This window comes from Streptomyces sp. NPDC086766, from assembly GCF_044746005.1.
In the GTDB taxonomy this organism is placed as follows: domain Bacteria; phylum Actinomycetota; class Actinomycetes; order Streptomycetales; family Streptomycetaceae; genus Streptomyces.
Genome location: NZ_JBIVBI010000001.1, coordinates 116,139 through 141,527, shown reverse-complemented (window position 1 = coordinate 141,527; position 25,389 = coordinate 116,139). Strand labels below are relative to the sequence as shown.

The following is a 25,389-nucleotide window of genomic DNA, read 5'->3' as shown; positions in this document are numbered from 1 at the left end:
CCTGGGGGCGGGCGCAGGCTCGTGACCGTGACGACCGAAACCATCTCCTCACGCACCGTCCGGTCCATCGTGGCGCCACCCGCGCTCCGCGGACTCGGACTGTTCACGGTGCTGCTGGCCGCGGCACTGCCCCTGATCGACTTCTTCATCGTCAACGTCGCCCTGCCCACCATCGGCCGGGACCTCGGGGCGGGCGAGGCCGTCCTGGAACTCGTCGTCGCCGGGTACGGGGTGGCGTACGCGGTCCTGCTCGTCCTCGGCGGCCGGCTCGGCGACCTGTTCGGGCGCCGCCGCCTCTTCCTCGGCGGCATGGCGGCCTTCGGCCTGACCTCGCTGGCGTGCGGGCTCGCCCCCGACGCCTGGTCGCTGGTCGCGGCCCGCGTGGCGCAGGGCGCGGCGGCCGCCGCGATGCTGCCGCAGGTGCTCGCCACCATCCAGGCGGCCACCTCGGGCCCCCGCCGGGCCCGGGCGATGGGCCTGTACGGCGCGACGGCGGGCCTGTCCATGATGGCCGGGCAGATCCTCGGCGGCGTCCTCGTCGCCGCCGATGTCGCGGGCACCGGCTGGCGCTCGGTGTTCCTGGTGAACGTGCCGTTCGTGATCGCGGGCCTGGTGCTGGGGGCCCGGGCCGTCCCGGAGACCCGCTCCCCGCGACCGGAGCCGGTGGACGGCTCCGGCACCCTCCTGCTGGCGGCATCCCTGCTGGCGCTGCTGGTCCCGCTGACCGAGGGCCGCGCGGCGGGGTGGCCGCTGTGGACCTGGCTGTCGCTGGCCGCGTTCCCGGGTCTGGCGGCCGCGTTCTACGCCGTGGAGCGCCGGGCGGACCGGCAGGGCCGTACGCCGCTGGTGCCGCCGAGCCTGTTCGCGCTCACCTCGCTGCGGCGCGGGCTGGTGATCATCGTGCCGTTCTCCATCGGGTTCAGCGGCTTCATGTTCGTGGTCGCGGTGGCCCTGCAGCGCGGCGCGGGCCTCGGTCCGGTCCCGGCGGGGCTGACGCTGGCCCCCATGGCGGTCGTGTTCTTCTTCGTCTCGCTCGCCGGGCCGCGGCTGGTCGCCCGGTACGGCACGCGCGTGGTGACCGCGGGCGCGCTGATCCAGGCGGTGGGTGTGGGACTGCTGGCGCTGGCCGCCTGGCGGGACTGGCCGGGCCTCGGGCCGGCCGCACTGCTGCCCGGCGCGGCGGTGGCCGGCGCGGGTCAGGCGCTCCAGCTGCCGGTGCTCTTCCGGATCGTCCTCTCCGAGGTGCCGGCCGCGCGGGCCGGTGTCGGCAGCGGGGTGATGGTGACCACCCAGCAGTCGTCGCTGGCGCTGGGCGTGGCCACGCTGGGCACCCTGTTCCTCTCCCTGGTCCCGGGCCTGGGGATGCGAGACGCCCTGGTGGCGACGCTCCTCGTCCAGCTCGTGGGCGTGGCGCTGACGGCGCTGCTGAGCCTGCGCCTGCCGCGCACCGTGGGGTAGCCCCGCCGCGGGGTCAGGTCCGCAGTCCTCGCAGGACCAGGTCCAGCACGGCCTTGAACTCGTCCTCGACGCCCGCCTGTTCCCACTCCGGCGCGTAGCACGGGTCGTGGAAGCGGCCCGTGGCGTGGAAGAGGGCGCGGGCGGTGGCGGCCGGGTCGGCGGCGGTGAGGGTGCCGGCGTCGGCGCCCGCGGCGACGATCCGGGTGAGCTGGGCGGTCAGGTCGGCGATGTGCTCGCCGACCGCCGCGCCGTTCTCTCCGGCCAGGACCGAGTACGTGGCGAACAGCTCGGGATCGTCGCCCGCCTTGCGGCGCTTGGCCTCGAACAGGGTCGCGAACCAGTCCCGCAGCCGCGCCTCGGGGTCGCGGTCCTCGTCGGCCGCGATGCCGGCCAGCGCCTCGGAGGTGCGGTCCAGCCATCGCTTCGTCACCGCCTCCCGCAGCACCGCCTTGGTGCGAAAGTGGCGGTAGACGCTGCCGTGGCTGACGCCGAGCGCGCGGGCCACGTCCACCACGGTGGCCTTCGCCGGGCCGTGGCGGCGCAGCACCTCCTCGGTCGCTTCGAGGATGCGTTCGGCGGTCAGGGTCTCGGCGGTGGTGGCCATGGCATAGACCGTACCCGGCGCCCGGGTCAGCGCTCGCTGTCGAGGTGTGCCATCTGCGCCTCGGGGTAGCGCGCGCCCGCGGCGGCGTCGGCCGGCACGGCCTCCTCGATCGCCCTGAGGTCGCCCTCGTCCAGGGTCACGTCCAGCGCGCCGAGCGCCTCGGTGAGCCGCTGCCGGCTGCGGGCGCCGATCAGCGGCACGATGTCCTCCCCGCGGGAGAGCACCCAGGCGATCGCGATCTGCGCGACCGTCACGCCCTTCTGCTCGGCGACCTTGCGCAGCGCGTCGACGAGGTTCAGGTTGTGCTGGAGGTTCTCGCCCTGGAAGCGCGGGGAGTGGGCCCGGAAGTCGTGCGCGGCGAGCTGCCGGTCGCGGCCGAAGTGCCCGGAGATCAGGCCGCGGGAGAGCACGCCGTACGCCGTGATGCCGATGCCCAGTTCGCGGGTGGTGGGCAGGATGCGGTCCTCGACGCCGCGCGAGATGAGCGAGTACTCGATCTGCAGGTCCGCGATGGGCGCGGTGGCGGCGGCCCGCCGAACGGTCTCGGCGCCGACCTCGCTCAGGCCGATGTGGCGTACGTACCCCTTCTCGACGAGTTCCGCGATCGCGCCGACGGTCTCCTCGATCGGCACGTCCGGGTCGAGGCGCGCGAGCCGGTACACGTCGATGTGGTCGACGCCGAGGCGCTGGAGCGAGTACGCGGCGAAGTTCTTCACGGACGCCGGCCGTCCGTCGACTCCGCTCCAGCCGCCGTCCGGGTCGCGCAGGGCGCCGAACTTGACGCTGAGCAGCGCCTGTTCGCGCAGGGCCGCGGGGGCGGTCCGCAGGGCCTCGCCGATCAGCATCTCGTTGTGGCCCATGGCGTAGAAGTCGCCGGTGTCGAGCAGGGTCACGCCTGCCTCCAGGGCGGCGTGCACGGTGGCGAGGGACTCGGTCCGGTCCGCGTCGCCGTACAGCGCGGACATGCCCATGCAGCCGAGGCCGAGGGCGGAGACCTGGGGTCCGGTGGTTCCGAGGGGGCGGGTCTGGATCGTCATGCGCCTACCCTGGCATAACGACTGACAGATTTCAATATCTGTCAGTCGTTACTTGTCAGCGTCCGGCTGCCCGGTCGGCGACGAAGCCCGTCGGCGCCGCCGCGTTCGACACGGTCCGCCCCGGCTCGGAGAATGGGTGTTGTCGGCGAGCAGTCACCCCGGCGGCGCCTGCCGCCGGCCACGCGGCATCCCATGCGCCGCCGCAGGAGGCGCGCCATGACCATCCGCATCGCCACCTTCAACGCCGAGAACCTGTTCCGCCGCCCCCAGGCCTTCGGTCTCCCGGACGACGCCCACCGCAAGGAAGTCCTCGACGACTTCGACGAGTTGGTCTCCCTGCTCGGCAAGGCGGACTACCAGGAGGCGGACAAGGCGCGGATCGCCGCACTCGTCAGGAAGCACCGGGCCTACGACCTCGATCCGCACGACCCGCCGCCCATCTACGTCAACCAGACCCGCGGCGGCGCCGCGGCGCTCTTCCGCAGGAGCGGCGACCCGCGCGATCCGGAGATCCACGTCGTCGCCAAGGGCCGCGGCGCCTGGGCGGGTTGGGCCGAACTCGTGCGCGGCGACCTCGACTGGGCCGCCGTGAAGAACACCGGCCGGGTGATCGCCGAGATCGACGCCGACGTCCTGCTCACCGTCGAGGTGGAGGACCGGCTCACCCTGGACCGCTTCAACACGCAGGTCCTGAGCGGGGTGCTGGGCAGGCGTGCCTACCCCTTCAACATGCTGATCGACGGCAACGACAGCCGCGGTATCGACGTCGGCATCCTCAGCCGGCACCCGATCCGGTCCGTCCGCTCGCACATCTTCGACACCAGTCCGGAGCACCCGGGCGGTCCCGTGTTCAGCCGCGACTGCCCCGAGTTCGAGATCGAACTGGACGGGACGCCCCTGTGGGTCCTCGGCAACCACTTCAAGAGCAAGGCCGGCGACGACCCGGAGCTGCGCCTGGCCCAGGCGGAGCAGGTCGTGAGGATCTACCGGGCCGCAGCGGAGCGGTCCCCGAACGTGCTGGTCGCCGGGGACCTCAACGACTTCCTGGACAGCCCGCCGATCAGGACGCTGACGGACGCCGGCCTGCGGGACGCCATGAGCCACCCCGCCTACCGGGGCGACCCCGGCACCCACGGCTCGGGCACCAGGCCGAGCGACAAGCTCGACTACCTGCTGTTCCCGCCGCCGCTGTGGGACCGGGTGCAGCACGTCGGCGTGGAGCGGCGCGGGGTCTGGGCGCCGCCGGCCATCAAGTCCTTCGACACGGTGACGTCGAAGGCCGACGAGGCCTCCGACCACGCCGCCCTGTACGCGGACCTCGATCTGTGACCGGCGGCGCCGTCGCGGCCGGTCACGGATCGGCCGGGACGGGCTCGCCCCGGCTCACCGCGGCCGGGGCGCCGACGCGCCGGTGCCGGGCCCCCGGAAGGGACCCGGCACCGGCGTGACGAGCGGCAGGGGGCCTCAGCAGCCGAGCAGGCGGCTCGCGAGGTAGCCCTCGATCTGGTCCAGCGAGACGCGCTCCTGCTTCATCGAGTCGCGCTCGCGGACGGTGACCGCGTTGTCCTCGAGGGTGTCGAAGTCGACCGTCACGCAGAACGGCGTGCCGATCTCGTCCTGGCGGCGGTAGCGGCGGCCGATGGCGCCCGCGTCGTCGAACTCGATGTTCCAGTTCTGGCGCAGGGCCTGGGCGAGGCCCTTGGCCTTCGGGGACAGCTCCGGGTTGCGGGACAGCGGCAGCACCGCGACCTTCACCGGGGCCAGGCGGTGGTCCAGGCGCAGCACGGTGCGCTTCTCCATCTTGCCCTTGGCGTTGGGCGCCTCGTCCTCGACATAGGCGTCGAGCAGGAAGGCGAGCATCGCGCGGCCGACACCGGCCGCGGGCTCGATGACGTACGGCGTCCAGCGCTCGCCGGCCTCCTGGTCGAAGTAGGAGAGGTCCTGGCCGGAGGCCTTGGCGTGCGCGCCGAGGTCGTAGTCGGTGCGGTTGGCCACACCCTCCAGCTCGCCCCACTCGTTGCCGCCGAACTGGAAGCGGTACTCGATGTCGGCGGTGCGCTTGGAGTAGTGGGAGAGCTTCTCCTTCGGGTGCTCGTACCAGCGCATGTTCTCCTCACGGAGACCCAGGCCGGTGTACCAGTTCCAGCGCTGCTCCATCCAGTACTCCTGCCACTTCTCGTCCTCGCCCGGCTTGACGAAGAACTCCATCTCCATCTGCTCGAACTCGCGGGTGCGGAAGATGAAGTTGCCGGGCGTGATCTCGTTGCGGAAGGACTTGCCCATCTGCGCGATGCCGAAGGGCGGCTTGCGGCGCGAGGTGGTCTGCACCTGGGCGAAGTTGGTGAAGATGCCCTGGGCGGTCTCGGGGCGCAGGTAGGCGACGGAGCCGGAGTCCTGGGTCGGGCCGAGGTGGGTGGACAGCAGGCCCGAGAACTGCTTGGGCTCGGTGAACTGGCCCTTGTTGCCGCAGTTGGGGCAGTTGACGTCCGCGAGGCCGTTCTCCGGGACGCGGCCGTGCTTGGCCTCGTAGGCCTCCTCCAGGTGGTCCGCGCGGAACCGCTTGTGGCACGCGGTGCACTCGGTGAGGGGGTCCGTGAAGGTGGCGACGTGACCGGAGGCGACCCAAACCTCGGAGGCAAGGATCACGGACGAGTCGATACCGACCACGTCCTCGCGCGACGTCACCATGTAGCGCCACCACTGGCGCTTGAGGTTCTCCTTGAGCTCGACACCCAGCGGCCCGTAGTCCCACGCGGCGCGCTGGCCGCCGTAGATCTCACTGCAGGGGAATACGAAGCCACGGCGCTTGCTCAGGCTGACGATGGTGTCGATCTTGTCGGCGGCCACGGTGCTCTCTTCATTACGACGACGGGCGACGAAGCGAGACGCTTCACAGCGAATGCTTCAGCGTACCGGCGGGGGCTCCCCCTCAATCAAATCGGTGCCGGGTGCGGGCGGAATGCGGGCCTCCGGCGGGGCTCCGACCCGCCTTGTTGACAACGGTTTCCATTTTTGATGAAAATGACTGTCATGAACGTACGACGACGCCTCATATCCGGGGCGGCGGCCGCGGCGGCCGCCGCCCTCGGCCTCGGAGCCCTCTCCGCCTGCTCGACCGCGGGCGCCGCGGGGGGCACCGGCAAGTTCGACGTCGTCGCCTCGTTCTATCCGATGGCCTTCCTCGCCGAGCGGATCGGCGGGAGCCACGCGCACGTCACCACGCTCACCCAGCCCGGCCAGGAGCCGCACGACCTGGACATCAGCGCCCGGCAGACCGCCCAGCTCCAGGACTCCGACGCGGTCCTCTACCTCAAGGGGCTTCAGCCGTCCGTCGACGACGCCGTCGCGCAGTCGGAGATCGGGACGAAGATCGACGCCACCTCGCTGACCACGCTGGAGGAGCACGGCACCGAGGTCGGCGGGCACGCCGAGGCCCACGACACGCACGGGGGCGAGGGGTCCGGTGCCAAGGACCCGCACGTCTGGCTCGACCCGGTGCGCTACGCGCGCATCGCCGAGGGCGTGGGCAGCGCCTTCGAGAAGGCCGACCCGGACCACGCGGCCGACTACCGCGAGAACACCGCCGCCCTGGTCAAGGAGCTGAAGGCCCTCGACACCCGGTACGCCACCGGGCTCGGGAACACCAGGACCAGGGTCTTCCTGACCACCCACGCCGCCTTCGGCTACCTCGCCGAGCGCTACGGCCTGACCGAGGAGGCCGTCAGCGGCCTCGACCCCGAGTCGGAGCCCAGCGCGGCGCGGGTCAAGGAGCTGGAGCGGATGGCGAAGGCCGACGGGGTCACCACGGTCTTCTACGAGACGCTCGTCAACGACGGCACCGCCCGGACCGTCGCCCGGGACGCCCGGCTGCGGACGGACGTCCTCGACCCGGTCGAGGGCATCACCGGCAAGTCCCGCGGCCGTGACTACATCCAGGTCATGGACGCCAACCTCCAGGCCCTGCGCAAGGCCCTGGGCGCCAAGTGAGCGTGAAGGAGGGCGTCATGGACGCCAAGAACGTCGTGGACGAGCCCGTCGTGGCGCTGCGCGGCGTCCGCGCCGAACTGGGGTCGCGCCCCGTGCTGCGCGGCGTCGACCTCACCGTGCGCCGCGGCGAGGTCGTCGCGCTGCTCGGCGCGAACGGCTCCGGCAAGTCGACGGCCGTCCGCAGCGCCATCGGCCAGGTGCCGGTCAGCGCGGGCGAGGTCGAGCTGTTCGGCACGGCGCTGCGCCGCTTCCGCGACTGGGCGCGCGTGGGGTACGTCCCGCAGCGCACCAGCGCCGCGGGCGGGGTGCCGTCGACGGTCACCGAGGTCGTCTCCTCGGGGCGGCTCTCCCGCACCCGCTTCGGCGTCTTCCGCAAGGCCGACCACACGGCCGTACGGCGTGCCCTGGAGCAGGTCGGCATGGCGGACCGCGCCGGGGACCCGGTGCACGCCCTCTCCGGGGGCCAGCACCAGCGCGTGCTGATCGCCCGCGCGCTGGCCGCCGAACCCGAACTGCTGATCATGGACGAGCCGATGGCGGGCGTCGACCTGGCCAGCCAGGAGGTGCTCGCGCGCACCCTTCGGGAGCAGGTCGCGGCGGGGGCGACGGTGCTGCTCGTCCTGCACGAACTGGGACCCCTGGAACCCCTGATCGACCGGGCCGTCGTCCTGCGCGACGGCTGCGTCCTGCACGACGGCCCGCCGCCGAAGGCGGCGGCCAGCACTCCCCCAAGCTCTTCGAGCAGGGGGTACCCCCAGCCCGGCCACGACCATGTACACCCGCACGACGCCCCGGGCGCCGATCCGATCCGGACGGGACTGCTGAGCTGATGGACATCCTGAACTACGACTTCATGCGGCGGGCGCTGCTCGCCGCCGTCCTGGTCGGCGTCACCGCCCCCGCCATCGGCATCTACCTCGTGCAGCGCCGCCAGGCCCTGATGGGCGACGGCATCGGCCACGTGGCGATGACCGGCGTCGGCCTCGGCTTCCTGCTGTCCGCCTCCCCGGTGTGGATGGCGACGGCCGTCTCCGTGCTCGGCGCGGTGCTGATGGAGCTGATCCGCTGGTACGGCAGGACCCGCGGCGACATCGCCCTGGCGATGCTCTTCTACGGCGGCATGGCCGGCGGCGTCCTGCTCGTCAACCTCGCCCCCGGCGGCTCCAACGCGAACCTGATGTCGTCCCTCTTCGGCTCGCTGTCGACGGTCTCGCAATCCGACGTGACGGCGATCTGCCTGCTCGCCGCCTTCGTCGTGGTGGTCACCGTGGGCCTGCGCCGCCAGCTCTTCGCGGTCAGCCAGGACGAGGAGTTCGCGCGGGTGACCGGCCTGCCGGTGCGCGCCCTGAACCTGCTCACGGCCGTCACGGCGGCGGTCACGGTGTCGGTGGCGATGCGGGTGGTCGGGCTGCTGCTGGTGTCGGCGCTGATGGTCGTCCCGGTGGCCGCCGCCCAGCAGCTCAGCCGCGGCTTCGCGGCCACCTTCGCCATCGCCGTCGGCATCGGCGTCGTCGTCGCGATCGGCGGCACGGTCACCTCCTTCTACCAGGACGTCCCACCCGGTGCGACGATCGTGCTGCTGACCATCGCGGCCTTCGTCGCGCTGACGGCGCTGGCCGCACCGCTGGCCCGGCGGCGCGCGCGGGCGCTCGACGCCGGGCGGCCCGCCGGGGAACCGGCCGAGTGCGCGATTCCGGCCACCCGGGGCGCCGCGGACGAGGTCGGCGTCTGACCGCGCGCGGTCCGGGCTGGCACAATGGCCCGGCAGGCGCAGACGTGGCCGAGAGGGAGCCGACGGGGCGTGCCGGCGCGAGGCGCACCCCGCAGGCGAACGGGCCATCGAGAAGGAGGCATCCGGTGACGACCGCAGGACCGCCCGTGAAGGGCCGCGCCACCCGGCAGCGTGCCGCAGTCGCGGCGGCCCTCGACGAGGTCGACGAGTTCCGCAGCGCGCAGGACCTCCACGACATGCTCAAGCACAAGGGCGACTCGGTCGGGCTCACCACCGTCTACCGCACCCTGCAGTCCCTCGCCGAGGCCGGCGAGGTCGACGTGCTGCGCACCTCCGAGGGCGAGTCGGTCTACCGCCGCTGCTCGACGGGCGAGCACCACCACCACCTCGTCTGCCGCGTCTGCGGCAAGGCCGTCGAGGTGGAGGGACCGGCCGTGGAGAAGTGGGCCGAGGCGATCGCCGCGGAGCACGGCTACGTCAACGTCGCCCACACCGTGGAGATCTTCGGCACCTGCGCGGAGTGCGCGGCGTCCGGCACCTGAACCCGGCACCTCACGCCCGGGTCAGGTGGCGGTCCAGGATCTCCCGCAGCCGGTCGGCGTCGGCGGGGTCCGCGAGGCCCCGCTTGGGCAGGACCGTGAAGCAGCTGGCGTTCTTGTCGTCACTGAAGGTCACGAAGATCTCCGGGGTCTCCCGGTAGCGGGGCTGGGCGGCCCAGCCGACCGCCGAGGAGCTGTGGTCGGTGGCCACCGTCACGCCCGCGTCCGACACGGTGACGCGGTACACGCCGTTGCGTGCGGCGAGCTTCATGAACTGGCGGCCCTGCAACCACGGCGCGGCGACCAGCAGCAGTGCGAAGCACGGGGCCCAGACCAGCGGAAACCAGTGGACGCCCCCGCCGGTCAGCGCCTGGGCGGCCTCGAGGGCGAAGACGACGGCCGCCAGGACGACCACCAGTTTCTGTCTCCGCGCCGCCCGCCCGATCCGGCCGCGCTGGCGCAGCGCGGCCGTGAAGTCCTTCACCGTCGGCCGGTACGCCAGCTCGACCACGTCCTGCCCGGCGTCCCGCCCCATGTCCATGACCATGAGGCGGGATCGTAGCGGCAGTGATCAACTGTCTTCGCCGCGGCCCTCCATGGCCAGCAGCTCCTCGTTCGGGATCGCTCCGCCGAAGCGCCGGTCGCGGGAGGCGAACTCGAGGCACGCCCGCCACAGGTCGCGCCGGTCGAAGTCCGGCCACAGCACGTCCTGGAAGACCATCTCGGCGTAGGCGCTCTGCCAGAGCAGGTAGTTGGAGGTGCGCTGCTCGCCGCTCGGGCGCAGGAACAGGTCCACGTCCGGCATGTCCGGGTAGTACAGGTACTTCGCGAGGGTCTTCTCGTTGACCTTCGACGGGTCGAGCCGGCCCGCCTTCACGTCCTCGGCGAGCGCCTGGGCGGCGTCGGCGATCTCGGCCCGGCCGCCGTAGTTCATGCAGAAGTAGAGGGTGAGCCGGTCGTTGTCCTTGGTCTGCTCCTGGGCGGTCTGGAGCTCCTTGGCGACCGACTTCCACAGCTTGGGCATACGGCCCACCCAGCGCACCCGGATGCCCAGCTCGTCGAGCTGGTCGCGGGTCTTGCGGATGAAGTCGCGGTTGAAGTTCATCAGGAAGCGGACCTCTTCGGGCGAGCGCTTCCAGTTCTCCGTGGAGAAGGCGTACAGGGAGATGTTGCGGACGCCGATCTCGACGGCGCCCTGGAGCACGTCCAGCACGCGCTCGGCGCCCACCTTGTGGCCCTCGGTGCGGGGCAGGCCGCGCTCCTTGGCCCAGCGGCCGTTGCCGTCCATGACGATCGCCACGTGGTCGGGGACCAGCTCGCCGGGCAGCTTCGGCGGGCGGGCACCGGACGGGTGTGGCTCCGGCGCCCTGTACTCGCGGCGCCGGCGTCCCAGGAACCCGCTTACCACCATGTGTCTCTCGTCTCCTTCGTGTCAGGACCGTGTCAGGACGTCGTGTCGTTCAGGACTTCTCCACGTAGCGCAGGGAGCGCAGCCCGCGCTCCAGGTGCCAGTGCAGATAGGCGGACACCAGCCCGCTGCCCTCCCGGACGTGCCGCGCTTCGCAGGCGTCCGCGGTCTCCCAGTCTCCCGTGAGCAGCGCGCCCAGCAGTTCCAGGGTCTGCGGTGAGGGTACGACGCTGCCGGGCACCCTGCAGTCGACGCAGACCGAGCCGCCCGACGCCACCGAGAAGAACCGGTTCGGACCGGGCATTCCGCACCTGGCGCAGTCGCCGAAGCTCGGGGCGTAGCCGTTGACGGCCAGCGAACGCAGCAGGAAGGCGTCGAGCACCAGGTGCGGGGCGTGCTCGCCGCGGGCGAGGGTGCGCAGCGCGCCGACGAGCAGCAGGTACTGCTGCACGGCCGGCTCGCCCTCGTGGTCGGTGAACCGCTCGGCGGTCTCCAGCATGGCCGTCCCGGCGGTGTAGCGGGCGTAGTCCGCCACGATCCCGCCGCCGTACGGGGCGATGGTCTCGCTCTGCGTGCACAGCGGCAGCCCGCGGCCCACCAGCTCGCTCCCCCGCGCGAAGAACTGCACGTCGACGTGCGAGAACGGCTCCAGCCGGGCGCCGAACTTGGACTTGGTCCGCCGCACCCCGCGCGCCACGGCCCGCACCCGTCCGTGCCCGCGCGTGAGCAGCGTGATGATCCGGTCGGCTTCGCCGAGCTTCTGGGTACGAAGGACGATGCCGTCGTCCCGGAACAGACTCATGGCCCCATTGTCGCGTACGGGGCCGGCGTGGTGTCGCGTACGGGGTCAGCGTGGGCGGTCGGGGTGACGTATGGCGTCCCAGGGCGCGAGGTTCCACGGGCTGGCCCGGTTCCCCGGGTCCAGCAGGGAGCGCAGATGGGCGTCCGCGACGGCCTGCGGAGCGGGGAGACCGTCGTCGGCGGCACCGACGGCGCCGCTGCGGCCCCTGAGGTCGTCCCGCCACACCTTCCGCCCCAGGAGATAGTGGTCGGCGTACTCCCGCCAGGAGCCGTACGTCCCCGCGACCGACGGCACGATGTTCTTGAGCGCCGTCCACGCGTCGGCCTCGGTGATCAGCCCGGCGGCGAAGCCCCGGCGGGAGATGTCGGCGTACAGGGCGGCGTCCCAGGCCAGCGGCGCGACGCCGAGCAGCCGGTGCGCCCGCGCGCGGTAGCCGGCGCCCGCCAGCCAGTCGAGCCGGTCGGCCAGCTCCCCGTGGGTGGTGATCTCCCACTGGTCGGCCAGCCACCGCCGGGAGCTGTCGTCGTCGATCCGCCGCAGCGGGTAGAGCGTGGTCCGCGAGGCCTCCGGGCTACGGCTCACCGGCGCGCTCAGCGAGACCATCCACAGCTGGTGCCGGGTGAGCGGGACCGGATAGCGGCGACTGGCCCGCGGCCTCCTCCACCTCGACAGCCGCGACATGTTCAGCAAGGTCGACACGTTCCACGAACCCATGCGCCCGCACCCTACGGCAGGAGCGCGGACTCATGTCCATGTGATCCTCAAGGAACCTTCACCCCGGCTGCGCGCGTCGGCGTACGCCGTGGACCGCCGCCTCTAGGACACCGACACGAGCCCCGCCTCATAGGCCAGGATCACCAGCTGGACCCGGTCCCTCGCGTCCAGCTTGGTCAGCAGACGGGTCAGGTACGTCTTCGCCGTGGCCACGCTGATGCACAGCTCGGCGGCTATCTCCGTGTTGGACAGGCCCGTACCGACGAGGGTCAGCACCTCGCGCTCCCGCTCCGTGATGGCCGTCAGGTCCCGGCGTCCGCGCGCCCGCCCGTGGGACCCCGCGGCGGCGAAGTCCTGTATCAGGCGGCGGGTGACGCTCGGCGCGATCAGGGCGTCGCCGGCCGCCACGACGCGTACCGCGCCGATGATGTCGTCCAGGCCCATGTCCTTGACCAGAAAGCCGGAGGCGCCCGCGCGCAGGGCGCCGTACACGTGGTCGTCGTCGTCGAACGTCGTCAGGACGACGACCCGCGTCTCCGGCACCGCCCCCGAGATCCGGCGGGTCGCCTCTATGCCGTCCATTCCCGGCATCCGGATGTCCATCACCACGACGTCCGGACGGAGTTCCTCCGTCAGCCCCACGGCCTCCGCGCCCGTCTCCGCCTCGCCGACCACCTCCACGTCGTCGAGGTCGGCCATCACCAACCGCAGGGCCGTGCGGATCAGCGGCTGGTCGTCGGCGAGCAGCACGCGCACGCTCATCGCACGGCCGCCGGGAGGGGCAGCCGGGCGGCCACCCGGAAGCCGCCCTCCGCTCTCGGTCCCGCCGAGAACTCCCCGTGCAACAAGGCCACTCGCTCCCTCATCCCCGCCACCCCGAACCCGGTGTCCGTGCCCGTGCCACGCCCGCGCCCCTCGTCGGTGATCTCCAGGGCGAGTTCGCCGTCACCGTACGTCAGTGTCACCCGGCAGGAGCCGGCCGCCGCGTGCCGCACGACGTTCGTCACCGACTCCTGGACGATCCGGAACGCCGACAGGTCGAGGTCCGGCGGCAGTTGCCGCCGCTCGCCCCGCACCTCGATCTCGACCTTCACCCCTGCCGCGGTGGTCGTGGCCGCCAGCCGCTCGACGTCGTCCAGACCGGCCACGACCATGACGTGCTCGGGGGGCCCCGTCCCCTCGTCCGCACGCCGGAGCGCGACCAGCATCCGCCGCAGTCCCGCCAGCGTCCGCCGCCCTTCGTTCTCCACCGCCCGCATCGCCTCCCGCGCCGCCTCCGGGCGGGTGGCCGCGACACGGCCCGCGGCGCCCGCCTGGAGGGCGATGATGCCGATGCTGTGGGCGACGGTGTCGTGCATCTCGCGGGCGATGCGCAGCCGTTCGGCGTTCACCGCCCGGGCGGCCCGTTCGGCGCTGAGCCGTTCGGCGTGCACCCGGGCCTGGTGCGTGGAGTTGCCGAGCAGCCAGCCGATCACCGTGACCAGGGCCACCGCCAGCTCCGCCGAGGTGCCGACCACCCAACCGCACAGCAGCCGAACGGCGATGTAGGCCCCGAGGGTGCCGACTGCCGTGACCAGGGCGGTGATCGAGGTGCGGCGCGGCGTGTGCGCGGCGACGAAGTACAAGGCCACGATCGGTGGGAGGTACTGCGCCATCGGCAGCTCGCCGACGCCGAGCGTGGTCGTCTCGACGATCGCGGCCAGGATCAGCAGGGTGAGCGCCCTGAGCGGGCGGCGTTCGAGCAGCCGGGCGCCGCACAGTGCCAGGGCGGCGGACACCCCGTGGAAGACCAGGCCGTCCCAGCGGTACAGCTGGACCGCCGGCCACTGGTCCGGGTACGTCTCGCCGGGCAGCCTGACCCGCGCCAGGAGCGTGAGGAGCGTGCTCGCGCACCAGGCGAGCGCGACCCAGCCGCCGGGCGGCACACGTTTGATCAGGGGCGACGGCACGGTGGCGGACATGCAGTGAGCGTAGGCGCAGCCTCCCGCGGAGGGCATCGGCCGCGGGTCGTACAACCAGGGTCGACACCGGCGCCGGTCAAGTGTCCGCGGCCGGGCGATGCCCGGGACCGGCCTGACGCGCGACCGTGGACGGCATGATCGAAGTCAATCGGCTGACCAAGCGCTACGGCCCCACGACCGCCGTGCGCGACCTGTCCTTCTCCGTCCGCCCCGGCCACGTCACCGGCTTCCTCGGTCCCAACGGAGCGGGCAAGACCACGACCCTGCGGATGCTGCTCGGCCTCGTCGAGCCGACGTCCGGTTCGGCCACCGTCGGCGGGCACGTCTTCCGGCGGCACCCGCGCGGACTGCGGCACGTCGGCGCTCTTCTCGACGCCGGAGACGTGCACGGCGGACGGTCGGGACGGGCCCATCTGCACGCCCTCGCGCGCGGCAACCGCATCCCGCGGCGGCGGGTGGACGAGGTGCTGGAGGAGGTGGGGCTGGCGGGCGCGGCCGCCAGGAGACGGGTCGGCGGTTACTCGCTCGGCATGAAGCAGCGGCTGGGCATCGCCACCGCACTGCTCGGCGATCCGCCGGTCCTCCTCTTCGACGAGCCGCTCAACGGGCTCGATCCGGAGGGAGTGTCGTGGGTGCGCGGGCTGTTCCGCAAGCTGGCCGCCGAAGGGCGTACCGTCTTCGTCTCCAGTCATCTCATGTCCGAGATGGAACACACCGCCGACCAGTTGGTCGTCATCGGCAGGGGCGAGCTGATCGCCGCCGAGAGCCTCGCCGAGTTCGCGGCGCGCGGGACGCGGCCCGCCGTCACGGTGCGGTCACCGGACGCGGCGCGGCTCGCCCGGGTGCTGAGGGCCGAGGGCGCCGCGGTGGCCGCCTGTGACGAGCGGACCCTGAAGGTCACCGGACCCGACGCCGCCCGCATCGGCCAACTCGCCCTCGAACACCACGTGTCGCTCGTCGAGTTGACGCCTCAGACGGCCTCCCTGGAGACGGCCTTCATGGAACTGACCGCCGACAGTGTCGAATACCTCGCCAAGGACGGAGTGTCCCGATGACGGCCATCACCGCACCGAGCCCCCGCTTCACGGACCTCCTGGCCGCCGAATGGCTCAAGCTCCGGTCCCTGCGATCCACCTACTGGGCGCTCGGCGCGACCGCCCTCGCGGTCGTCGCCTTCAACGCGAACGCGGCCCGCGCCGATTACACGAACTACCCGCACTACGGCCACGTCATCCAGGCGCACTTCCTCTCCTGGGCGCTGCGCGACGCCTTCACAGCAGGCGCCGCGATGATCCTGATCCTGGCGGCGGCGAGCATCGGCGCCATCACCGTCGTCGGGGAGTACGCGACCGGACTGATCCGTACGACGTTCACGGCCGTCCCCGACCGGCGGGCGCTGATGGCCGCCAAGGTGACCGTCGTGGCCGCCGTGATGACGGTGTACGGAGCGGTCATCGCCGGGGCGTCCTTCGCCGCCACTCAGGCCATCCTGTCCGGCCGGGACCAGGGCGTGCCGATCGGTCACCCCGGCGCGCTGCGCGTGGTCGCCGCCTCGGCACTGCTCGCCCCGGTGGCCGCGCTGGCCGGCATGGGACTGGGCGCGCTGATCAGGCACAGCGCGACCACCATGGTGGTGACCACCGGGGTGCTGCTGCTTCTGCCCAGCTTCGTCACCGAGCGCTACCACTGGACGGCCTGCGTCCGCAACGCGCTGCCCTTCAACGCCTGGATCCGCCTGGTGAACGTCGAGTACGGCCACCAGGTGTTCACCCTCTCCCCGCGTTACCCGACCACGGTGGCGGGCGGCTGGACCGTCTACGCCGTGTGGGCCGCGGTCGCCGCCGTCGTCGCGGTCGTGGCCGTGGACCGTCGGGACGTGTGAGGAAGGCTCATGGCACCTCGCCGCGGCTGCGGGCGTTGGTGTAGGCCGTGGCCGCGCTGAGCCGCTCGGCCGGGGTCGCGGCCCGCACCAGCTCCGGCGCGCAGTCCCACTCCCGGCCGCCGCCGAGGGGCCGCAGCTGCACGTACGGCCCCTCGTGGCCCATGACGACACCGACCCGGCCCGTACCGGTGTCCATGGCGTACGACCCGACCGGTGGACGGACCGGGCTCACCGCAGCACCGCGACGAGCCGGGCGGCCGTCTCCACCGAGCAGCGCCCCAGCTCGACCAGCGGGCAGGGCGCCTCGCGGGCGAGCCCGGCCGGGTCCAGCCGCAGCGAGGGCAGGGTGATTCCGGCCTTTTCGAGTACGGCCCGCAATTCGGTGAGGGTCTCCTCCGCCTCCCGCACGCAGACCGCCGAGTGGACCGGGTTCCGTACTGCCACTGTTCGCTCCCTTTTTCCTCTTTCACGCTTCGTGTCTCCAGGGTGACTTTCCGCGTCTACGCTCGGAAAGGGCTTCAGTCCCTACAGGAGCGAGGCAGCGCAAGGGGGTTGGCGATGGCCAACGGTTCACGTCAGGCGGCGTGGGAGTTCTTCGGCGCGGAACTCAAGCGGCGACGGGAGGGCGCGGGGCTGACGCAGGTCGAGTTGGGGGCCCGCGTCTTCGTCTCCGGCGGCTACATCGGCCAGTTCGAGCAGGCCATCCGGAAACCTCAGTTGGACGTGGCCCAGCGAATGGACGAGATCCTGCAAACCGACGGTATTTTCGAGCGGTTGTGCAGGAAGCTGATTGACGATCCCCGGTACGCGGATTACTTCGCGAGAGCGGCGGAGCTGGAAACGCTGGCGACGGACATCTGCGAGTTCGCACCCGCCCTGGTGCCGGGGCTGCTGCAGACGCGGGCGTACGCGTGGGCGGTCACGGTGGCGACGAACCCGTTCGCGACGGACGCGTACATCGAGGAGAAGGTGTCCGGCCGCCTGGAACGCGCCCGCATCCTCAAGGACGCCGCCCGCCCCCTGTACTGGGTGGTCCTGCACGAGAACGTACTGCGCATCCCGGTCGGCGGGCCGGGGGCCATGGCGGAGCAACTGGGCCACGTCGCGCGGCTCGCCCGGGAGCGGACGGTGCGCGTGCAGGTGCTGCCTTACACGGCGGCGGCGTACGCCCTCATGAACGGGATGCTGGTGCTCATGGAGTTCGACGAAGCCCCGCCAACCGCCTATACAGAAGCGGTGTATTCGGGGAATCTGCTGGACGATCCGGCCGTGGTCAAGCGTTCCCGCGCGGCATACGATCAGATCAGGGCCGCCGCGCTGTCGCCTGAGGCGTCCCTGGCCCTGATCGAATCGGCGGCGGAGGACTTCGGACGATGCGCGAGTACGACCTGAGCAACGCCCGCTGGCGCAAGAGCAGCCACAGCGACGGCAACGGCGGCAGCTGTGTAGAGGCCGCATACGACTTCCCCGGCGCCGCCCGCTGGCGCAAGAGCAGCTACAGCAACGGCGAGGGCGGTAACTGCGTCGAGGTAGCCGACGGAGCCCCCGGAGTCGTCCCCGTCCGGGACAGCAAGGTGCCGGACGGGGGCGTGCTGGTGGTCGCGGGGCCGGCCTGGGCGGAGTTCGTCGGGGCCGTGAGGAGCGCGCGTCTGTGACGTGTTCCGGCCCGGCGGGGCGGCTATACAAGTCCTCATGACTCTTCCCACCCCGCTGACCGGTGTCGTCCCGCCCGTGTGCACGCCCCTGACCCCCGACCGCGAGGTGGACGTGCCCTCGCTGCTGCGGCTGGTCGGCCATCTGGTGGAGGGCGGGGTGCACGGGCTGTTCCTGCTCGGTTCGACGTCCGAGGCGGCCTTCCTGACGGACGGGCAGCGGCGGCAGGTGGTGGAGGCGGTCGTCGCGCACGTCGGCGGGCAGCTTCCCGTCATGGCCGGGGCGATCGACATGAGCACCGCGCGGGTGCTGGAACACGTCGCGGCGGTCACGGCGGCGGGCGCGCAGGGGGTCGTGGTCACCGCGCCGTTCTACGCCCGTACCCACCACCCGGCGGAGATCGCCCGCCACTACCGCCGGGTCGCGGCCGGCAGCCCGGTGCCGGTCCTCGCCTACGACATCCCGGTGTCGGTGCCCGCCCGGCTTCCTGCCGCCCTGGTCCTGGAGCTGGCGGCCGAGGGGGTCCTGGCGGGGCTGAAGGACTCCAGCGGCGACCTGGGGGGCTTCCGGGAGGTGGTCACGGGCGCCCGGACCGACCCGGCGACCGCCGCCTTCAGCGTGCTCACCGGCTCCGAGCTGATCACGGACGCCGCCCTCGCGGTGGGCGCGGACGGGGCGGTGCCGGGCCTGGCCAACGTCGACCCGCACGGCTACGTGCGCCTCTACCGCCTCGCCCGCGCGGGCGACTGGGACGGCGCCCGCACCGAACAGGAGCGCCTGTGCGCCCTGTTCGGCATGACCCGCGCCGGCGACGCCGGCCGCATGGGCCCGGGCTCCTCGGCGATCGGCGCCTTCAAGGCGGCGCTGCACCTGCGGGGCGTCATCGCCTGCCCGGCCACGGCGGACCCGCAGATCCCGCTGTCGCCGGAGGAGACGGAGCAGGTGGGCAAACACCTGGCGGCCGCCGGGCTGCTCTAGGGGCATCCGTCTCAGCGGATCAACCGACCTTGCGCAACTCTCCGTCAGCGAAGACGGCGACCATCACAAGGCTGCCTCCCAGCGCCTCCACATAGCGGGCCACGACATCCGTTCCGGAGACCTGGCCGCTCTCGATCTGTGAGACACGGCCTTTGCTCACGCCCATGCGCTCGGCCACTTGCGCCTGGGTGTATCCCCGTTCCTGGCGCATCTCGACCAGTCGCCAAGCCCGGGCTTCGGACAGCAGATGCTGGGCCCCCTGAAGAAACGCATCCGGGCCGCCGGCCAGCCCCTCCGCCCGCTCGCGGTGGCCGCCGGTGCCCGACCACGCGGTGTATCCGCTCACTTCCCCGACTCCTTCTTCCGATCGGCCAGGTACTCCGCATAACGGCGCTCGGCCAAGGGGATCGCCTCGTCGTACCAAGCGCTCCAGCGGCCGGCCTTGTCCCCTGCCACGAGCAGGATCGCGGAGCGCCAGGGGTCGAACATGAAAAGGATCCGCACCTCACTCTGCCCTGTCGACCCAGGGCGCAATTCCTTGAGATTGTGCAGGGTCGATCCCTTGATCCGATCGACCAGGGGACGGCCCTCGGCGGGGCCGTGGCAGGCAAGAATCCAGACGGCCTGGTTCACGAGCACGTACGTGTCGGCATCGACCTTCTCGAGATCGTGCAACCACTGATCCACCTCAGCCGTCAGGTAGACGTCCCACTGCTCTTCCAACCCTCGACCCTTTCCGCGAGTTTAGCATTCACTAAACATCGCGACGGTCGACGACGCGGAAGTTCCTGCGGGATCTTCATCCGAACGGGGGCGATTGCGTAGCAGGAGCTGACGCGGCCTCCACCGGATCGGGCGCGCGGCCCGCAACCCGGTCAGGCCCGGTCATGGCCCATCACGACGGCGTCCGTGCCGCCGCCAGCAACCGGGTCACGTCGTCCGTGCAGATGGTCAGGGCCGCGCCGACCGTGGTCAGGGCGTCGCGTTCGGCCGGGGTGTAGGGGCCGTCGGCCAGGGCGATGCGGGCGGCCTGCAGGAGGACGGACTCACGGCCGGCGGGGGCGAGGTGCGGGGCCAGCGGGTCGAGCGCCTCGTGCAGTTCTATGGCCAGACCGGGGCCGCACGGCTGCCCGTGGACCCGTCCGGTGTCCGCGGCGAGCCCCTCGACCAGGACGGCGAGCTGCTCCTCGGTGCAGTCCTCGAAGCCGGCCGCGCGGACCGCGGCCGCCGCGGTCTCCAGTGCGGGGCGGGCGCAGGTGCCGTCGGCGGCCAGCACCGCCAGGGCGACGGTGTGCACGGCGTCGCGGAGCATGGCGGACAGGCGGATGGTGGTGGGGTGGTCGAGGACGTCGGTGCCGAAGTGGCCGCGGCAGGCGGCGCACTCCACGACCGGGCCGGTCACCCCGCGCGGCAGCAGGGGCACGCCGAGGACGGTGAAGCGCCGGCGGCCGTTCAGGCGCTGGTAGTTGCGGTCGCCGCCGCAGCCGGGACAGAAGAACTCGCCGTCGCCGACGGCCGACCACGCGGTCCGGGTGCCCAGCACGCACGCGCGCCGGACCACACGGCCGTCTCGTCCCCGTCCAGGCAGCACGTCGCACCTCCGTAACCCCACGGCAACATTGCCGCGCAGGCGTGATGTTAGCCACATCGGTGAGGCGGAGTCAGTACCCCGGACGAGACCTTTCCGTGACCTGCACGGACACATGGCCGAGATGCGACGGGGCCCCGGCCGCCGCGGTGGGCGGCCGGAGCCCCGAATTCCCCGGTGGGACCGGTCAGCGGGCCGCGCGGTTGACGGCCGAGACGACCGCCTTCAGCGACGCACGCGTCGTGTTCGCGTCGATGCCGATGCCCCACAGGACCTTGTCCTCGATGGCGCACTCGATGTACGAGGCGGCCTGCGCGGAGGCGCCCTCGCTCATCGTGTGCTCCTGGTAGTCGAGCAGGCGTACGTCGACGCCGATGGACTCCAGGGCGCTGAAGAAGGCCGAGATCGGACCGTTGCCGGAGCCGGTCAGCACGGTGTCCTCGCCGTCGACGGTGGCCTCGACGGTGAGGGTGTCCACGCCGTCGGTGTCGGTGGTCGACTGGCCGGTCCTGACCTGGATGCGGCCCCAGGGGTTCTCCGGGTTGGGCAGGTACTCGTCCTGGAAGGCCGCCCAGATGTCCTTCGGCGTGACCTCGCCGCCCTCGGCGTCCGTCTTGGCCTGGATGATCTTGGAGAACTCGATCTGCATCCGGCGCGGCAGGTCCAGCTTGTGGTCGTTCTTCAGGACGTACGCGACCCCGCCCTTGCCGGACTGCGAGTTGACGCGGATGACGGCCTCGTAGGAGCGGCCGACGTCCTTGGGGTCGATCGGCAGGTACGGGACCGCCCACTCGATGTCGTCGACCGTGACGCCCTTGGCCTTCGCGTCGGCCTCCATGGCGTCGAAGCCCTTCTTGATGGCGTCCTGGTGGGAGCCGGAGAAGGACGTGTAGACCAGGTCGCCCACGTACGGGTGGCGCGGGTGGACCTCCATCTGGTTGCAGTACTCCCACGTACGGCGGATCTCGTCGATGTCGGAGAAGTCGATCTGCGGGTCGACGCCCTGCGAGAACAGGTTCATACCCAGGGTGACCAGGTCGACGTTGCCGGTGCGCTCGCCCTGCCCGAACAGGCAGCCCTCGACGCGGTCGGCGCCGGCCATCACGGCCAGCTCGGCGGCGGCGACGGCGGTGCCGCGGTCGTTGTGCGGGTGGGCGGACAGGCAGACGAACTCGCGCCGGGAGAGGTTGCGGTGCATCCACTCGAAGCGGTCCGCGTGCGTGGACGGCGTCGAACGCTCCACCGTGGCGGGCAGGTTGAGGATGATCTCGCGGTCCGGGCCGGGCTGCCAGACGTCCATGACCGACTCGCAGACCTCCAGGGCGAAGTCCAGCTCGGTGTCGGTGAAGATCTCGGGGCTGTACTGGTAGCCGAACTCGGTCTCCGGGCCCAGCAGCTTCTCCGAGTACTCCATGACCAGGCGGGTGCCGTCGACGGCGATCTGCCGGATGTCCTCCCTGGAGCCGCGGAAGACGACCCGGCGGAAGACCGGGGCGGTCGCGTTGTAGAGGTGGACGTTGGCGCGCCGGGCGCCCTTCAGGGACTCCACGGTCCGCTCGATCAGGTCCTCGCGGGCCTGGGTCAGCACGGAGATCGTGACGTCGTCGGGGATCGCGCCCTCTTCCTCGATGATCGAGCGCACGAAGTCGAAGTCGGTCTGGCCGGAGGCCGGGAAGCCGATCTCGATCTCCTTGTAGCCCAGCCGGACCAGCAGGTCGAACATGGCGCGCTTGCGGGCCGGGGACATCGGGTCGATCAGGGCCTGATTGCCGTCCCGCAGGTCGGTGGAGAGCCACCGGGGGGCGGTGGTGATCCGCTGGTCGGGCCAGGTGCGGTCGGGGATGTCGACCTGCTCGTACCGGCCGTACTTGCGGATCGGCAGGGAACTGGGCTGCTGGCGGTTGGCCATGGGGGCGTGGGCTCCTCGAAAAGTCCGCGGGTCCGCGGGTCCGGAAGGACGGCCGACGGCGCAACGCCACACTCCGCGGGGAGGGAGTCGGCCTCGACTACAGGCCCTCGCCGCGGCAGCTAAGAAGAAGCAGCCCGAAACGCATGATGCTCCGCAGCCTAGCCGAGCCGCGCCGGATGCGCGGGCCTGTCCCAGTATGCGAAACCAGAGGGACGAATAGGACAATCAGTGCGCCATATCACGCCGACCGCCCCGCCCGGGCGCTTCACCACGGAGCGTTACCTCGCGTGCCCGGATATTTCACCAATCATGGTTGCGGGTAGTGACATTGGCATAACCGAGTGCGATGGTGCCGGGCATGACCCACAACGGGGGCTTCGAGCCCGTCTTCTGCACGATCGTGCCGCCCCACGTCCTCGACCGCGTCGCGCGGCACGAGGACCCCGCGCTCGCCGATCCCGCGCGCCGCACCCTGGAACGCGACGCCTACGAGCGCACCCACCGCCGGCTGACCACGGTCATCGGCGCCCCGACCGTCGCCGCGCCCGCCGCGGCCGAGGCCGGCAAGCCGCACCGCACCATCTACGACCTCCGGCACGGCACCGACCTGCCCGGCACGAAGGTCCGCTCCGAGGGCGAGAAGGACAACAAGGACGCGACCGTCAACCGCGCCTACGACGGCCTCGGCGCCACCTTCGAGCTGTACCTGAAGGCGTACGAGCGCGACTCGATCGACGCGAACGGGCTGCCGCTGAACGCCACCGTCCACTACGACAACCAGTACAACAACGCCTTCTGGAACGGCGAGCAGATGGTGTTCGGCGACGGTGACGGCGAGATCTTCCTCGACTTCACCCTCCCGATCGACGTCATCGGCCACGAGCTGACCCACGGCGTCACCCAGTACACCGCCAACCTGACGTACTTCGGCCAGCCCGGCGCGCTCAACGAGTCGCTCTCCGACGTCTTCGGCTCGCTGATCAAGCAGTACTCGCTCGGCCAGACCGCCGCCGAGGCCGACTGGCTGATCGGCGCCGGGCTGCTCGCCCCGCGGGTGACCGGCAAGGCGCTGCGCTCCATGAAGGAGCCGGGCACGGCCTACGACGACGACGTCCTCGGCAAGGACCCGCAGCCGGCGACGATGGACGACTTCGTCCGCACCGGACGGGACAACGGCGGCGTCCACATCAACTCCGGCATCCCCAACCACGCCTTCTACCTCGCGGCCACCGCGCTCGGCGGCCACGCCTGGGAGCGGGCCGGGCAGATCTGGTACGACGTGCTGACCGGCGGCCGGCTCAAGCAGGACGCGATGTTCGCGGACTTCGCCACCCTCACGGTCTCCACGGCGCGGGAGCGCTACGGCGAGGGCGAGGAACTGGAGGCCGTGCGCAAGGCCTGGGAGCAGGTCGGGGTGCGCACGCTGTAGTTCCGTACTAGACAGGGACCCATGCGTATCGAAGTAAGGCGCACGGGCGGATTCGCGGGCATCGAGCGCCACGCCGAGGTGGACACCTCGGGGCGGCCCGACGCCGACGAGTGGCGAGCCCTGGCCGAGAAGGCGCTGGCCGACGGCCAGGGCACACCACCGCTCGGAGTACCGGACGGCTTCGGCTACGAGCTGACCGTGGACGGCAGGACGGTGTACTTCGCCGACCCCCGGCTGACGCGGGAGCAGCGCGAGCTGGTCGCACGCGTGCTGAAGGAGGGCGCGTGAGCGGCCCCCGCCCGCCGCGCCGGGCCCCGCACGCGCCTGCCTGGGACTGAACTTCCTTTTCCCGCACGGCCGTTGACATCCGTTACCGGCGGTACGGATGATCCGCGCATGGCGACGGACCCGATACCGCAGTTCCCGGCCGGTTTCCTGTGGGGCGTGTCGACCTCGGCGCACCAGATCGAGGGGGCGGCGGACGAGCGCCGCGCGTCCGTGTGGGACACGTTCACGGCCGAGCCGGGACGGGTGAAGGACGGCTCCACCGCGGCGGTGGCCTGCGACCACTACCACCGCCACCGCGAGGACGTGGCGCTCCTGGCCGGCCTCGGCGTGAACGCGTACCGCTTCTCGGTGTCCTGGCCCCGGGTGAGCTCCCCCGGCGGCCTCGACTTCTACGACCGCCTGGTGGACGAGCTGTGCGCGGTGGGCGTGCGCCCGGTGCCGACGCTGTTCCACTGGGACCTGCCGGCGGAGCTCGACTGGCTGGAACGGGACACCGCCGCGCGGTTCGCCGACCACGTGGCGGTGACCGCCGAGCGCCTCGGCGACCGCGTCCCGACGTGGATCACGCTCAACGAGCCGGCCGAGCACACCCTGCTGGGCCACGCCCTGGGCGTGCACGCGCCCGGCAGACGGCTGCTGTTCGACGCCCTCCCCGTCGCCCACCACCAGCTGCTGGCGCACGGCCTGGCGGTCCGGGCGCTGCGCGCGGCCGGGGCCGCGGACATCGGCATCGCCAACTCGCACGGACCGACCTGGCCCGCGTCCCCGGACCCGGCCGACGTGGCGGCGGCGGACTTCTACGACCTGCTGCTGAACCGCCTGTTCTGCGAGCCGCTGCTGCTCGGCCGCTACCCGGACGGCATCGGGGAGCTGATGCCGGGCGACGTGGAGGCGGACCTGAGGACCGTCGCCGAGCCGATCGACTGGTACGGCGTCAACTACTACGCCCCGGCGCGGGTGGGCGCCCCGCGGGGCGCGGAGACCGAGGTCGGCGGTGTGGCCCTGCCCGCCGAACTGCCCTTCTCGCTGCGCGAGATCGAGGACCGCCCGGTCACCGACTTCGGCTGGCCGGTGGTCCCGGAGGGGCTCACGGAGCTGCTCACCCACCTCGCCGACCGCTACGGCGACCGCCTCCCACCCCTCATGATCACCGAGAACGGCTGCTCGTACGAGGGCCTCGACGACCGGGAGCGCATCGCCTACCTCGACGGTCATCTGCGCGCCCTGCACCGGGCGATCGAGGCGGGCGTCGACGTGCGCGGCTACTTCGTCTGGTCGCTGCTGGACAACTTCGAGTGGGCGGAGGGGTACGCACGCCGGTTCGGGCTGGTGCACGTGGACTTCGAGACGCTGGAGAGGACGCCGAAGGCGTCGTACGCCTGGTACCGGGACGTGCTGCGGACGCAGCCCTGACCACGGG

Annotated in this window: 29 protein-coding genes; 14 read left to right on the top strand and 15 right to left on the bottom strand. The window is 71.9% G+C overall.

Annotation, left to right across the window (positions count from 1 at the left end; translation table 11 throughout):
• The first annotated feature begins 27 nt into the window (after positions 1-27).
• On the top strand, positions 28-1,458 hold the full coding sequence (locus ACIPM1_RS00645; protein WP_402427003.1) for an MFS transporter: 1,431 nt from the start codon (positions 28-30) through the stop codon (positions 1,456-1,458).
• Between the two features lie 13 nt (positions 1,459-1,471).
• On the opposite strand, the gene ACIPM1_RS00640 is transcribed toward ACIPM1_RS00645, so the two are convergent.
• Both ACIPM1_RS00640 and ACIPM1_RS00635 read right to left on the bottom strand, forming a co-directional pair.
• Positions 1,472-2,062, bottom strand: a complete 591-nt coding sequence (locus ACIPM1_RS00640; RefSeq protein WP_402427000.1) for a TetR family transcriptional regulator — start codon at positions 2,060-2,062, stop codon at positions 1,472-1,474.
• 26 nt (positions 2,063-2,088) lie between these two features.
• Positions 2,089-3,099 (bottom strand): aldo/keto reductase, encoded by a 1,011-nt coding sequence (locus ACIPM1_RS00635; protein WP_356180994.1) that lies wholly within the window; start codon positions 3,097-3,099, stop codon positions 2,089-2,091.
• A 216-nt stretch (positions 3,100-3,315) separates the two neighbouring features.
• Here ACIPM1_RS00635 and ACIPM1_RS00630 point away from each other — a divergent pair, with 216 nt between their 5' ends.
• Complete coding sequence (locus ACIPM1_RS00630; RefSeq protein WP_402426997.1) at positions 3,316-4,428, top strand: endonuclease/exonuclease/phosphatase family protein; 1,113 nt, start codon at positions 3,316-3,318, stop codon at positions 4,426-4,428.
• Between the two features lie 135 nt (positions 4,429-4,563).
• Here the strand turns inward: ACIPM1_RS00630 and ACIPM1_RS00625 are convergent, their stop codons facing one another.
• Positions 4,564-5,946, bottom strand: coding sequence for a glycine--tRNA ligase (locus tag ACIPM1_RS00625; RefSeq protein WP_356180989.1), 1,383 nt, complete (start codon positions 5,944-5,946; stop codon positions 4,564-4,566).
• Between the two features lie 183 nt (positions 5,947-6,129).
• Between ACIPM1_RS00625 and ACIPM1_RS00620 the strand changes: the two genes are divergently transcribed.
• From ACIPM1_RS00620 to ACIPM1_RS00605, 4 genes are all read left to right on the top strand, one after another.
• Complete coding sequence (locus ACIPM1_RS00620) at positions 6,130-7,086, top strand: metal ABC transporter substrate-binding protein (RefSeq protein WP_402426994.1); 957 nt, start codon at positions 6,130-6,132, stop codon at positions 7,084-7,086.
• Between the two features lie 17 nt (positions 7,087-7,103).
• Entirely contained in the window at positions 7,104-7,916 is an 813-nt protein-coding gene (locus ACIPM1_RS00615; protein WP_402426991.1) for a metal ABC transporter ATP-binding protein, read from the top strand.
• Entirely contained in the window at positions 7,916-8,818 is a 903-nt protein-coding gene (locus ACIPM1_RS00610; protein WP_402426988.1) for a metal ABC transporter permease, read from the top strand. Before ACIPM1_RS00615 ends, ACIPM1_RS00610 begins: the two co-directional genes overlap by 1 nt.
• A 125-nt stretch (positions 8,819-8,943) precedes the next feature.
• The gene (locus ACIPM1_RS00605; protein ID WP_402426985.1) at positions 8,944-9,360 is read left to right on the top strand and encodes a Fur family transcriptional regulator; all 417 of its coding nucleotides are present in this window, start codon (positions 8,944-8,946) and stop codon (positions 9,358-9,360) included.
• A 10-nt stretch (positions 9,361-9,370) separates the two neighbouring features.
• On the opposite strand, the gene ACIPM1_RS00600 is transcribed toward ACIPM1_RS00605, so the two are convergent.
• From ACIPM1_RS00600 to ACIPM1_RS00575, 6 genes are all read right to left on the bottom strand, one after another.
• On the bottom strand, positions 9,371-9,904 hold the full coding sequence (locus tag ACIPM1_RS00600) for a YcxB family protein (RefSeq protein ID WP_402426983.1): 534 nt from the start codon (positions 9,902-9,904) through the stop codon (positions 9,371-9,373).
• Positions 9,905-9,928: 24 nt separating this feature from the next.
• Entirely contained in the window at positions 9,929-10,768 is an 840-nt protein-coding gene (locus ACIPM1_RS00595) for an isoprenyl transferase (protein ID WP_402426980.1), read from the bottom strand.
• A 49-nt stretch (positions 10,769-10,817) separates the two neighbouring features.
• Positions 10,818-11,567 carry a DNA repair protein RecO gene (recO, locus tag ACIPM1_RS00590; protein ID WP_402426977.1) on the bottom strand — a complete coding sequence of 250 codons (750 nt, stop codon included), beginning with the start codon at positions 11,565-11,567 and terminating at the stop codon, positions 10,818-10,820.
• A gap of 45 nt (positions 11,568-11,612) precedes the next feature.
• Entirely contained in the window at positions 11,613-12,281 is a 669-nt protein-coding gene (locus tag ACIPM1_RS00585; RefSeq protein ID WP_402426974.1) for a DUF1266 domain-containing protein, read from the bottom strand.
• Positions 12,282-12,383: 102 nt separating this feature from the next.
• Positions 12,384-13,043, bottom strand: a complete 660-nt coding sequence (locus tag ACIPM1_RS00580; protein WP_402426971.1) for a response regulator — start codon at positions 13,041-13,043, stop codon at positions 12,384-12,386.
• Positions 13,040-14,242: a sensor histidine kinase gene (locus tag ACIPM1_RS00575; RefSeq protein ID WP_402426968.1), complete on the bottom strand. Its 1,203-nt coding sequence runs from the start codon at positions 14,240-14,242 to the stop codon at positions 13,040-13,042. Before ACIPM1_RS00575 ends, ACIPM1_RS00580 begins: the two co-directional genes overlap by 4 nt.
• Positions 14,243-14,376: 134 nt before the next feature.
• On the opposite strand from ACIPM1_RS00575, the gene ACIPM1_RS00570 reads away from it, so the two are divergent.
• Positions 14,377-15,297: an ABC transporter ATP-binding protein gene (locus ACIPM1_RS00570; RefSeq protein ID WP_402426965.1), complete on the top strand. Its 921-nt coding sequence runs from the start codon at positions 14,377-14,379 to the stop codon at positions 15,295-15,297.
• Positions 15,294-16,124: an ABC transporter permease gene (locus ACIPM1_RS00565; RefSeq protein ID WP_402426962.1), complete on the top strand. Its 831-nt coding sequence runs from the start codon at positions 15,294-15,296 to the stop codon at positions 16,122-16,124. Before ACIPM1_RS00570 ends, ACIPM1_RS00565 begins: the two co-directional genes overlap by 4 nt.
• A gap of 7 nt (positions 16,125-16,131) precedes the next feature.
• On the opposite strand, the gene ACIPM1_RS00560 is transcribed toward ACIPM1_RS00565, so the two are convergent.
• Positions 16,132-16,320 (bottom strand): hypothetical protein, encoded by a 189-nt coding sequence (locus ACIPM1_RS00560; RefSeq protein WP_402426959.1) that lies wholly within the window; start codon positions 16,318-16,320, stop codon positions 16,132-16,134.
• A 32-nt stretch (positions 16,321-16,352) separates the two neighbouring features.
• Positions 16,353-16,568: a hypothetical protein gene (locus tag ACIPM1_RS00555; protein ID WP_402426956.1), complete on the bottom strand. Its 216-nt coding sequence runs from the start codon at positions 16,566-16,568 to the stop codon at positions 16,353-16,355.
• A 114-nt stretch (positions 16,569-16,682) separates the two neighbouring features.
• Between ACIPM1_RS00555 and ACIPM1_RS00550 the strand changes: the two genes are divergently transcribed.
• From ACIPM1_RS00550 to ACIPM1_RS00540, 3 genes are read left to right on the top strand one after another with little or no spacing between them, the layout of a single operon-like run.
• Positions 16,683-17,516 carry a Scr1 family TA system antitoxin-like transcriptional regulator gene (locus ACIPM1_RS00550; protein ID WP_402426953.1) on the top strand — a complete coding sequence of 278 codons (834 nt, stop codon included), beginning with the start codon at positions 16,683-16,685 and terminating at the stop codon, positions 17,514-17,516.
• Entirely contained in the window at positions 17,498-17,779 is a 282-nt protein-coding gene (locus tag ACIPM1_RS00545) for a DUF397 domain-containing protein (protein WP_402426949.1), read from the top strand. The genes ACIPM1_RS00550 and ACIPM1_RS00545 overlap by 19 nt, the downstream gene beginning before the upstream one ends.
• Positions 17,780-17,816: 37 nt before the next feature.
• On the top strand, positions 17,817-18,755 hold the full coding sequence (locus ACIPM1_RS00540; protein WP_402426946.1) for a dihydrodipicolinate synthase family protein: 939 nt from the start codon (positions 17,817-17,819) through the stop codon (positions 18,753-18,755).
• 19 nt (positions 18,756-18,774) lie between these two features.
• Here ACIPM1_RS00540 and ACIPM1_RS00535 read toward each other — a convergent pair whose 3' ends face one another.
• The 4 genes from ACIPM1_RS00535 to leuA all read right to left on the bottom strand — a co-directional run bounded on the left by ACIPM1_RS00535 (position 18,775) and on the right by leuA (position 22,252).
• Positions 18,775-19,101, bottom strand: a complete 327-nt coding sequence (locus ACIPM1_RS00535) for a helix-turn-helix domain-containing protein (RefSeq protein WP_402426943.1) — start codon at positions 19,099-19,101, stop codon at positions 18,775-18,777.
• Complete coding sequence (locus ACIPM1_RS00530; RefSeq protein WP_402426940.1) at positions 19,098-19,478, bottom strand: type II toxin-antitoxin system RelE/ParE family toxin; 381 nt, start codon at positions 19,476-19,478, stop codon at positions 19,098-19,100. The genes ACIPM1_RS00535 and ACIPM1_RS00530 overlap by 4 nt, the downstream gene beginning before the upstream one ends.
• Before the next feature lie 172 nt (positions 19,479-19,650).
• Positions 19,651-20,346: a TerB family tellurite resistance protein gene (locus ACIPM1_RS00525; RefSeq protein WP_356180952.1), complete on the bottom strand. Its 696-nt coding sequence runs from the start codon at positions 20,344-20,346 to the stop codon at positions 19,651-19,653.
• A gap of 184 nt (positions 20,347-20,530) precedes the next feature.
• Positions 20,531-22,252 (bottom strand): 2-isopropylmalate synthase, encoded by a 1,722-nt coding sequence (leuA, locus tag ACIPM1_RS00520; RefSeq protein ID WP_356180949.1) that lies wholly within the window; start codon positions 22,250-22,252, stop codon positions 20,531-20,533.
• A 358-nt stretch (positions 22,253-22,610) separates the two neighbouring features.
• On the opposite strand from leuA, the gene ACIPM1_RS00515 reads away from it, so the two are divergent.
• From ACIPM1_RS00515 to ACIPM1_RS00505, 3 genes are all read left to right on the top strand, one after another.
• Positions 22,611-23,681, top strand: a complete 1,071-nt coding sequence (locus ACIPM1_RS00515; RefSeq protein WP_402426936.1) for a M4 family metallopeptidase — start codon at positions 22,611-22,613, stop codon at positions 23,679-23,681.
• Between the two features lie 21 nt (positions 23,682-23,702).
• The gene (locus ACIPM1_RS00510; protein WP_402426933.1) at positions 23,703-23,969 is read left to right on the top strand and encodes a protealysin inhibitor emfourin; all 267 of its coding nucleotides are present in this window, start codon (positions 23,703-23,705) and stop codon (positions 23,967-23,969) included.
• 108 nt (positions 23,970-24,077) lie between these two features.
• Entirely contained in the window at positions 24,078-25,382 is a 1,305-nt protein-coding gene (locus ACIPM1_RS00505) for a GH1 family beta-glucosidase (protein WP_402426931.1), read from the top strand.
• Positions 25,383-25,389: the final 7 nt, after the last annotated feature.

Bases quoted from the DNA above. Each gene is read 5' to 3' on its own strand.
- ACIPM1_RS00545 (WP_402426949.1), top strand. From the start codon at position 17,498: ATGCGCGAGTACGACCTGAGCAACGCCCGCTGGCGCAAGAGCAGCCAC.
- ACIPM1_RS00510 (WP_402426933.1), top strand. From the start codon at position 23,703: ATGCGTATCGAAGTAAGGCGCACGGGCGGATTCGCGGGCATCGAGCGC.
- ACIPM1_RS00505 (WP_402426931.1), top strand. From the start codon at position 24,078: ATGGCGACGGACCCGATACCGCAGTTCCCGGCCGGTTTCCTGTGGGGC.
- ACIPM1_RS00575 (WP_402426968.1), bottom strand. From the start codon at position 14,242: ATGTCCGCCACCGTGCCGTCGCCCCTGATCAAACGTGTGCCGCCCGGC.
- ACIPM1_RS00640 (WP_402427000.1), bottom strand. From the start codon at position 2,062: ATGGCCACCACCGCCGAGACCCTGACCGCCGAACGCATCCTCGAAGCG.
- ACIPM1_RS00595 (WP_402426980.1), bottom strand. From the start codon at position 10,768: ATGGTGGTAAGCGGGTTCCTGGGACGCCGGCGCCGCGAGTACAGGGCG.
- ACIPM1_RS00635 (WP_356180994.1), bottom strand. From the start codon at position 3,099: ATGACGATCCAGACCCGCCCCCTCGGAACCACCGGACCCCAGGTCTCC.
- ACIPM1_RS00620 (WP_402426994.1), top strand. From the start codon at position 6,130: ATGAACGTACGACGACGCCTCATATCCGGGGCGGCGGCCGCGGCGGCC.
- ACIPM1_RS00540 (WP_402426946.1), top strand. From the start codon at position 17,817: ATGACTCTTCCCACCCCGCTGACCGGTGTCGTCCCGCCCGTGTGCACG.
- ACIPM1_RS00615 (WP_402426991.1), top strand. From the start codon at position 7,104: ATGGACGCCAAGAACGTCGTGGACGAGCCCGTCGTGGCGCTGCGCGGC.
- ACIPM1_RS00585 (WP_402426974.1), bottom strand. From the start codon at position 12,281: ATGGGTTCGTGGAACGTGTCGACCTTGCTGAACATGTCGCGGCTGTCG.
- ACIPM1_RS00550 (WP_402426953.1), top strand. From the start codon at position 16,683: ATGGCCAACGGTTCACGTCAGGCGGCGTGGGAGTTCTTCGGCGCGGAA.
- ACIPM1_RS00515 (WP_402426936.1), top strand. From the start codon at position 22,611: ATGACCCACAACGGGGGCTTCGAGCCCGTCTTCTGCACGATCGTGCCG.
- leuA (WP_356180949.1), bottom strand. From the start codon at position 22,252: ATGGCCAACCGCCAGCAGCCCAGTTCCCTGCCGATCCGCAAGTACGGC.
- recO (WP_402426977.1), bottom strand. From the start codon at position 11,567: ATGAGTCTGTTCCGGGACGACGGCATCGTCCTTCGTACCCAGAAGCTC.
- ACIPM1_RS00570 (WP_402426965.1), top strand. From the start codon at position 14,377: ATGATCGAAGTCAATCGGCTGACCAAGCGCTACGGCCCCACGACCGCC.
- ACIPM1_RS00600 (WP_402426983.1), bottom strand. From the start codon at position 9,904: ATGGTCATGGACATGGGGCGGGACGCCGGGCAGGACGTGGTCGAGCTG.
- ACIPM1_RS00630 (WP_402426997.1), top strand. From the start codon at position 3,316: ATGACCATCCGCATCGCCACCTTCAACGCCGAGAACCTGTTCCGCCGC.
- ACIPM1_RS00565 (WP_402426962.1), top strand. From the start codon at position 15,294: ATGACGGCCATCACCGCACCGAGCCCCCGCTTCACGGACCTCCTGGCC.
- ACIPM1_RS00560 (WP_402426959.1), bottom strand. From the start codon at position 16,320: ATGGACACCGGTACGGGCCGGGTCGGTGTCGTCATGGGCCACGAGGGG.
- ACIPM1_RS00580 (WP_402426971.1), bottom strand. From the start codon at position 13,043: ATGAGCGTGCGCGTGCTGCTCGCCGACGACCAGCCGCTGATCCGCACG.
- ACIPM1_RS00610 (WP_402426988.1), top strand. From the start codon at position 7,916: ATGGACATCCTGAACTACGACTTCATGCGGCGGGCGCTGCTCGCCGCC.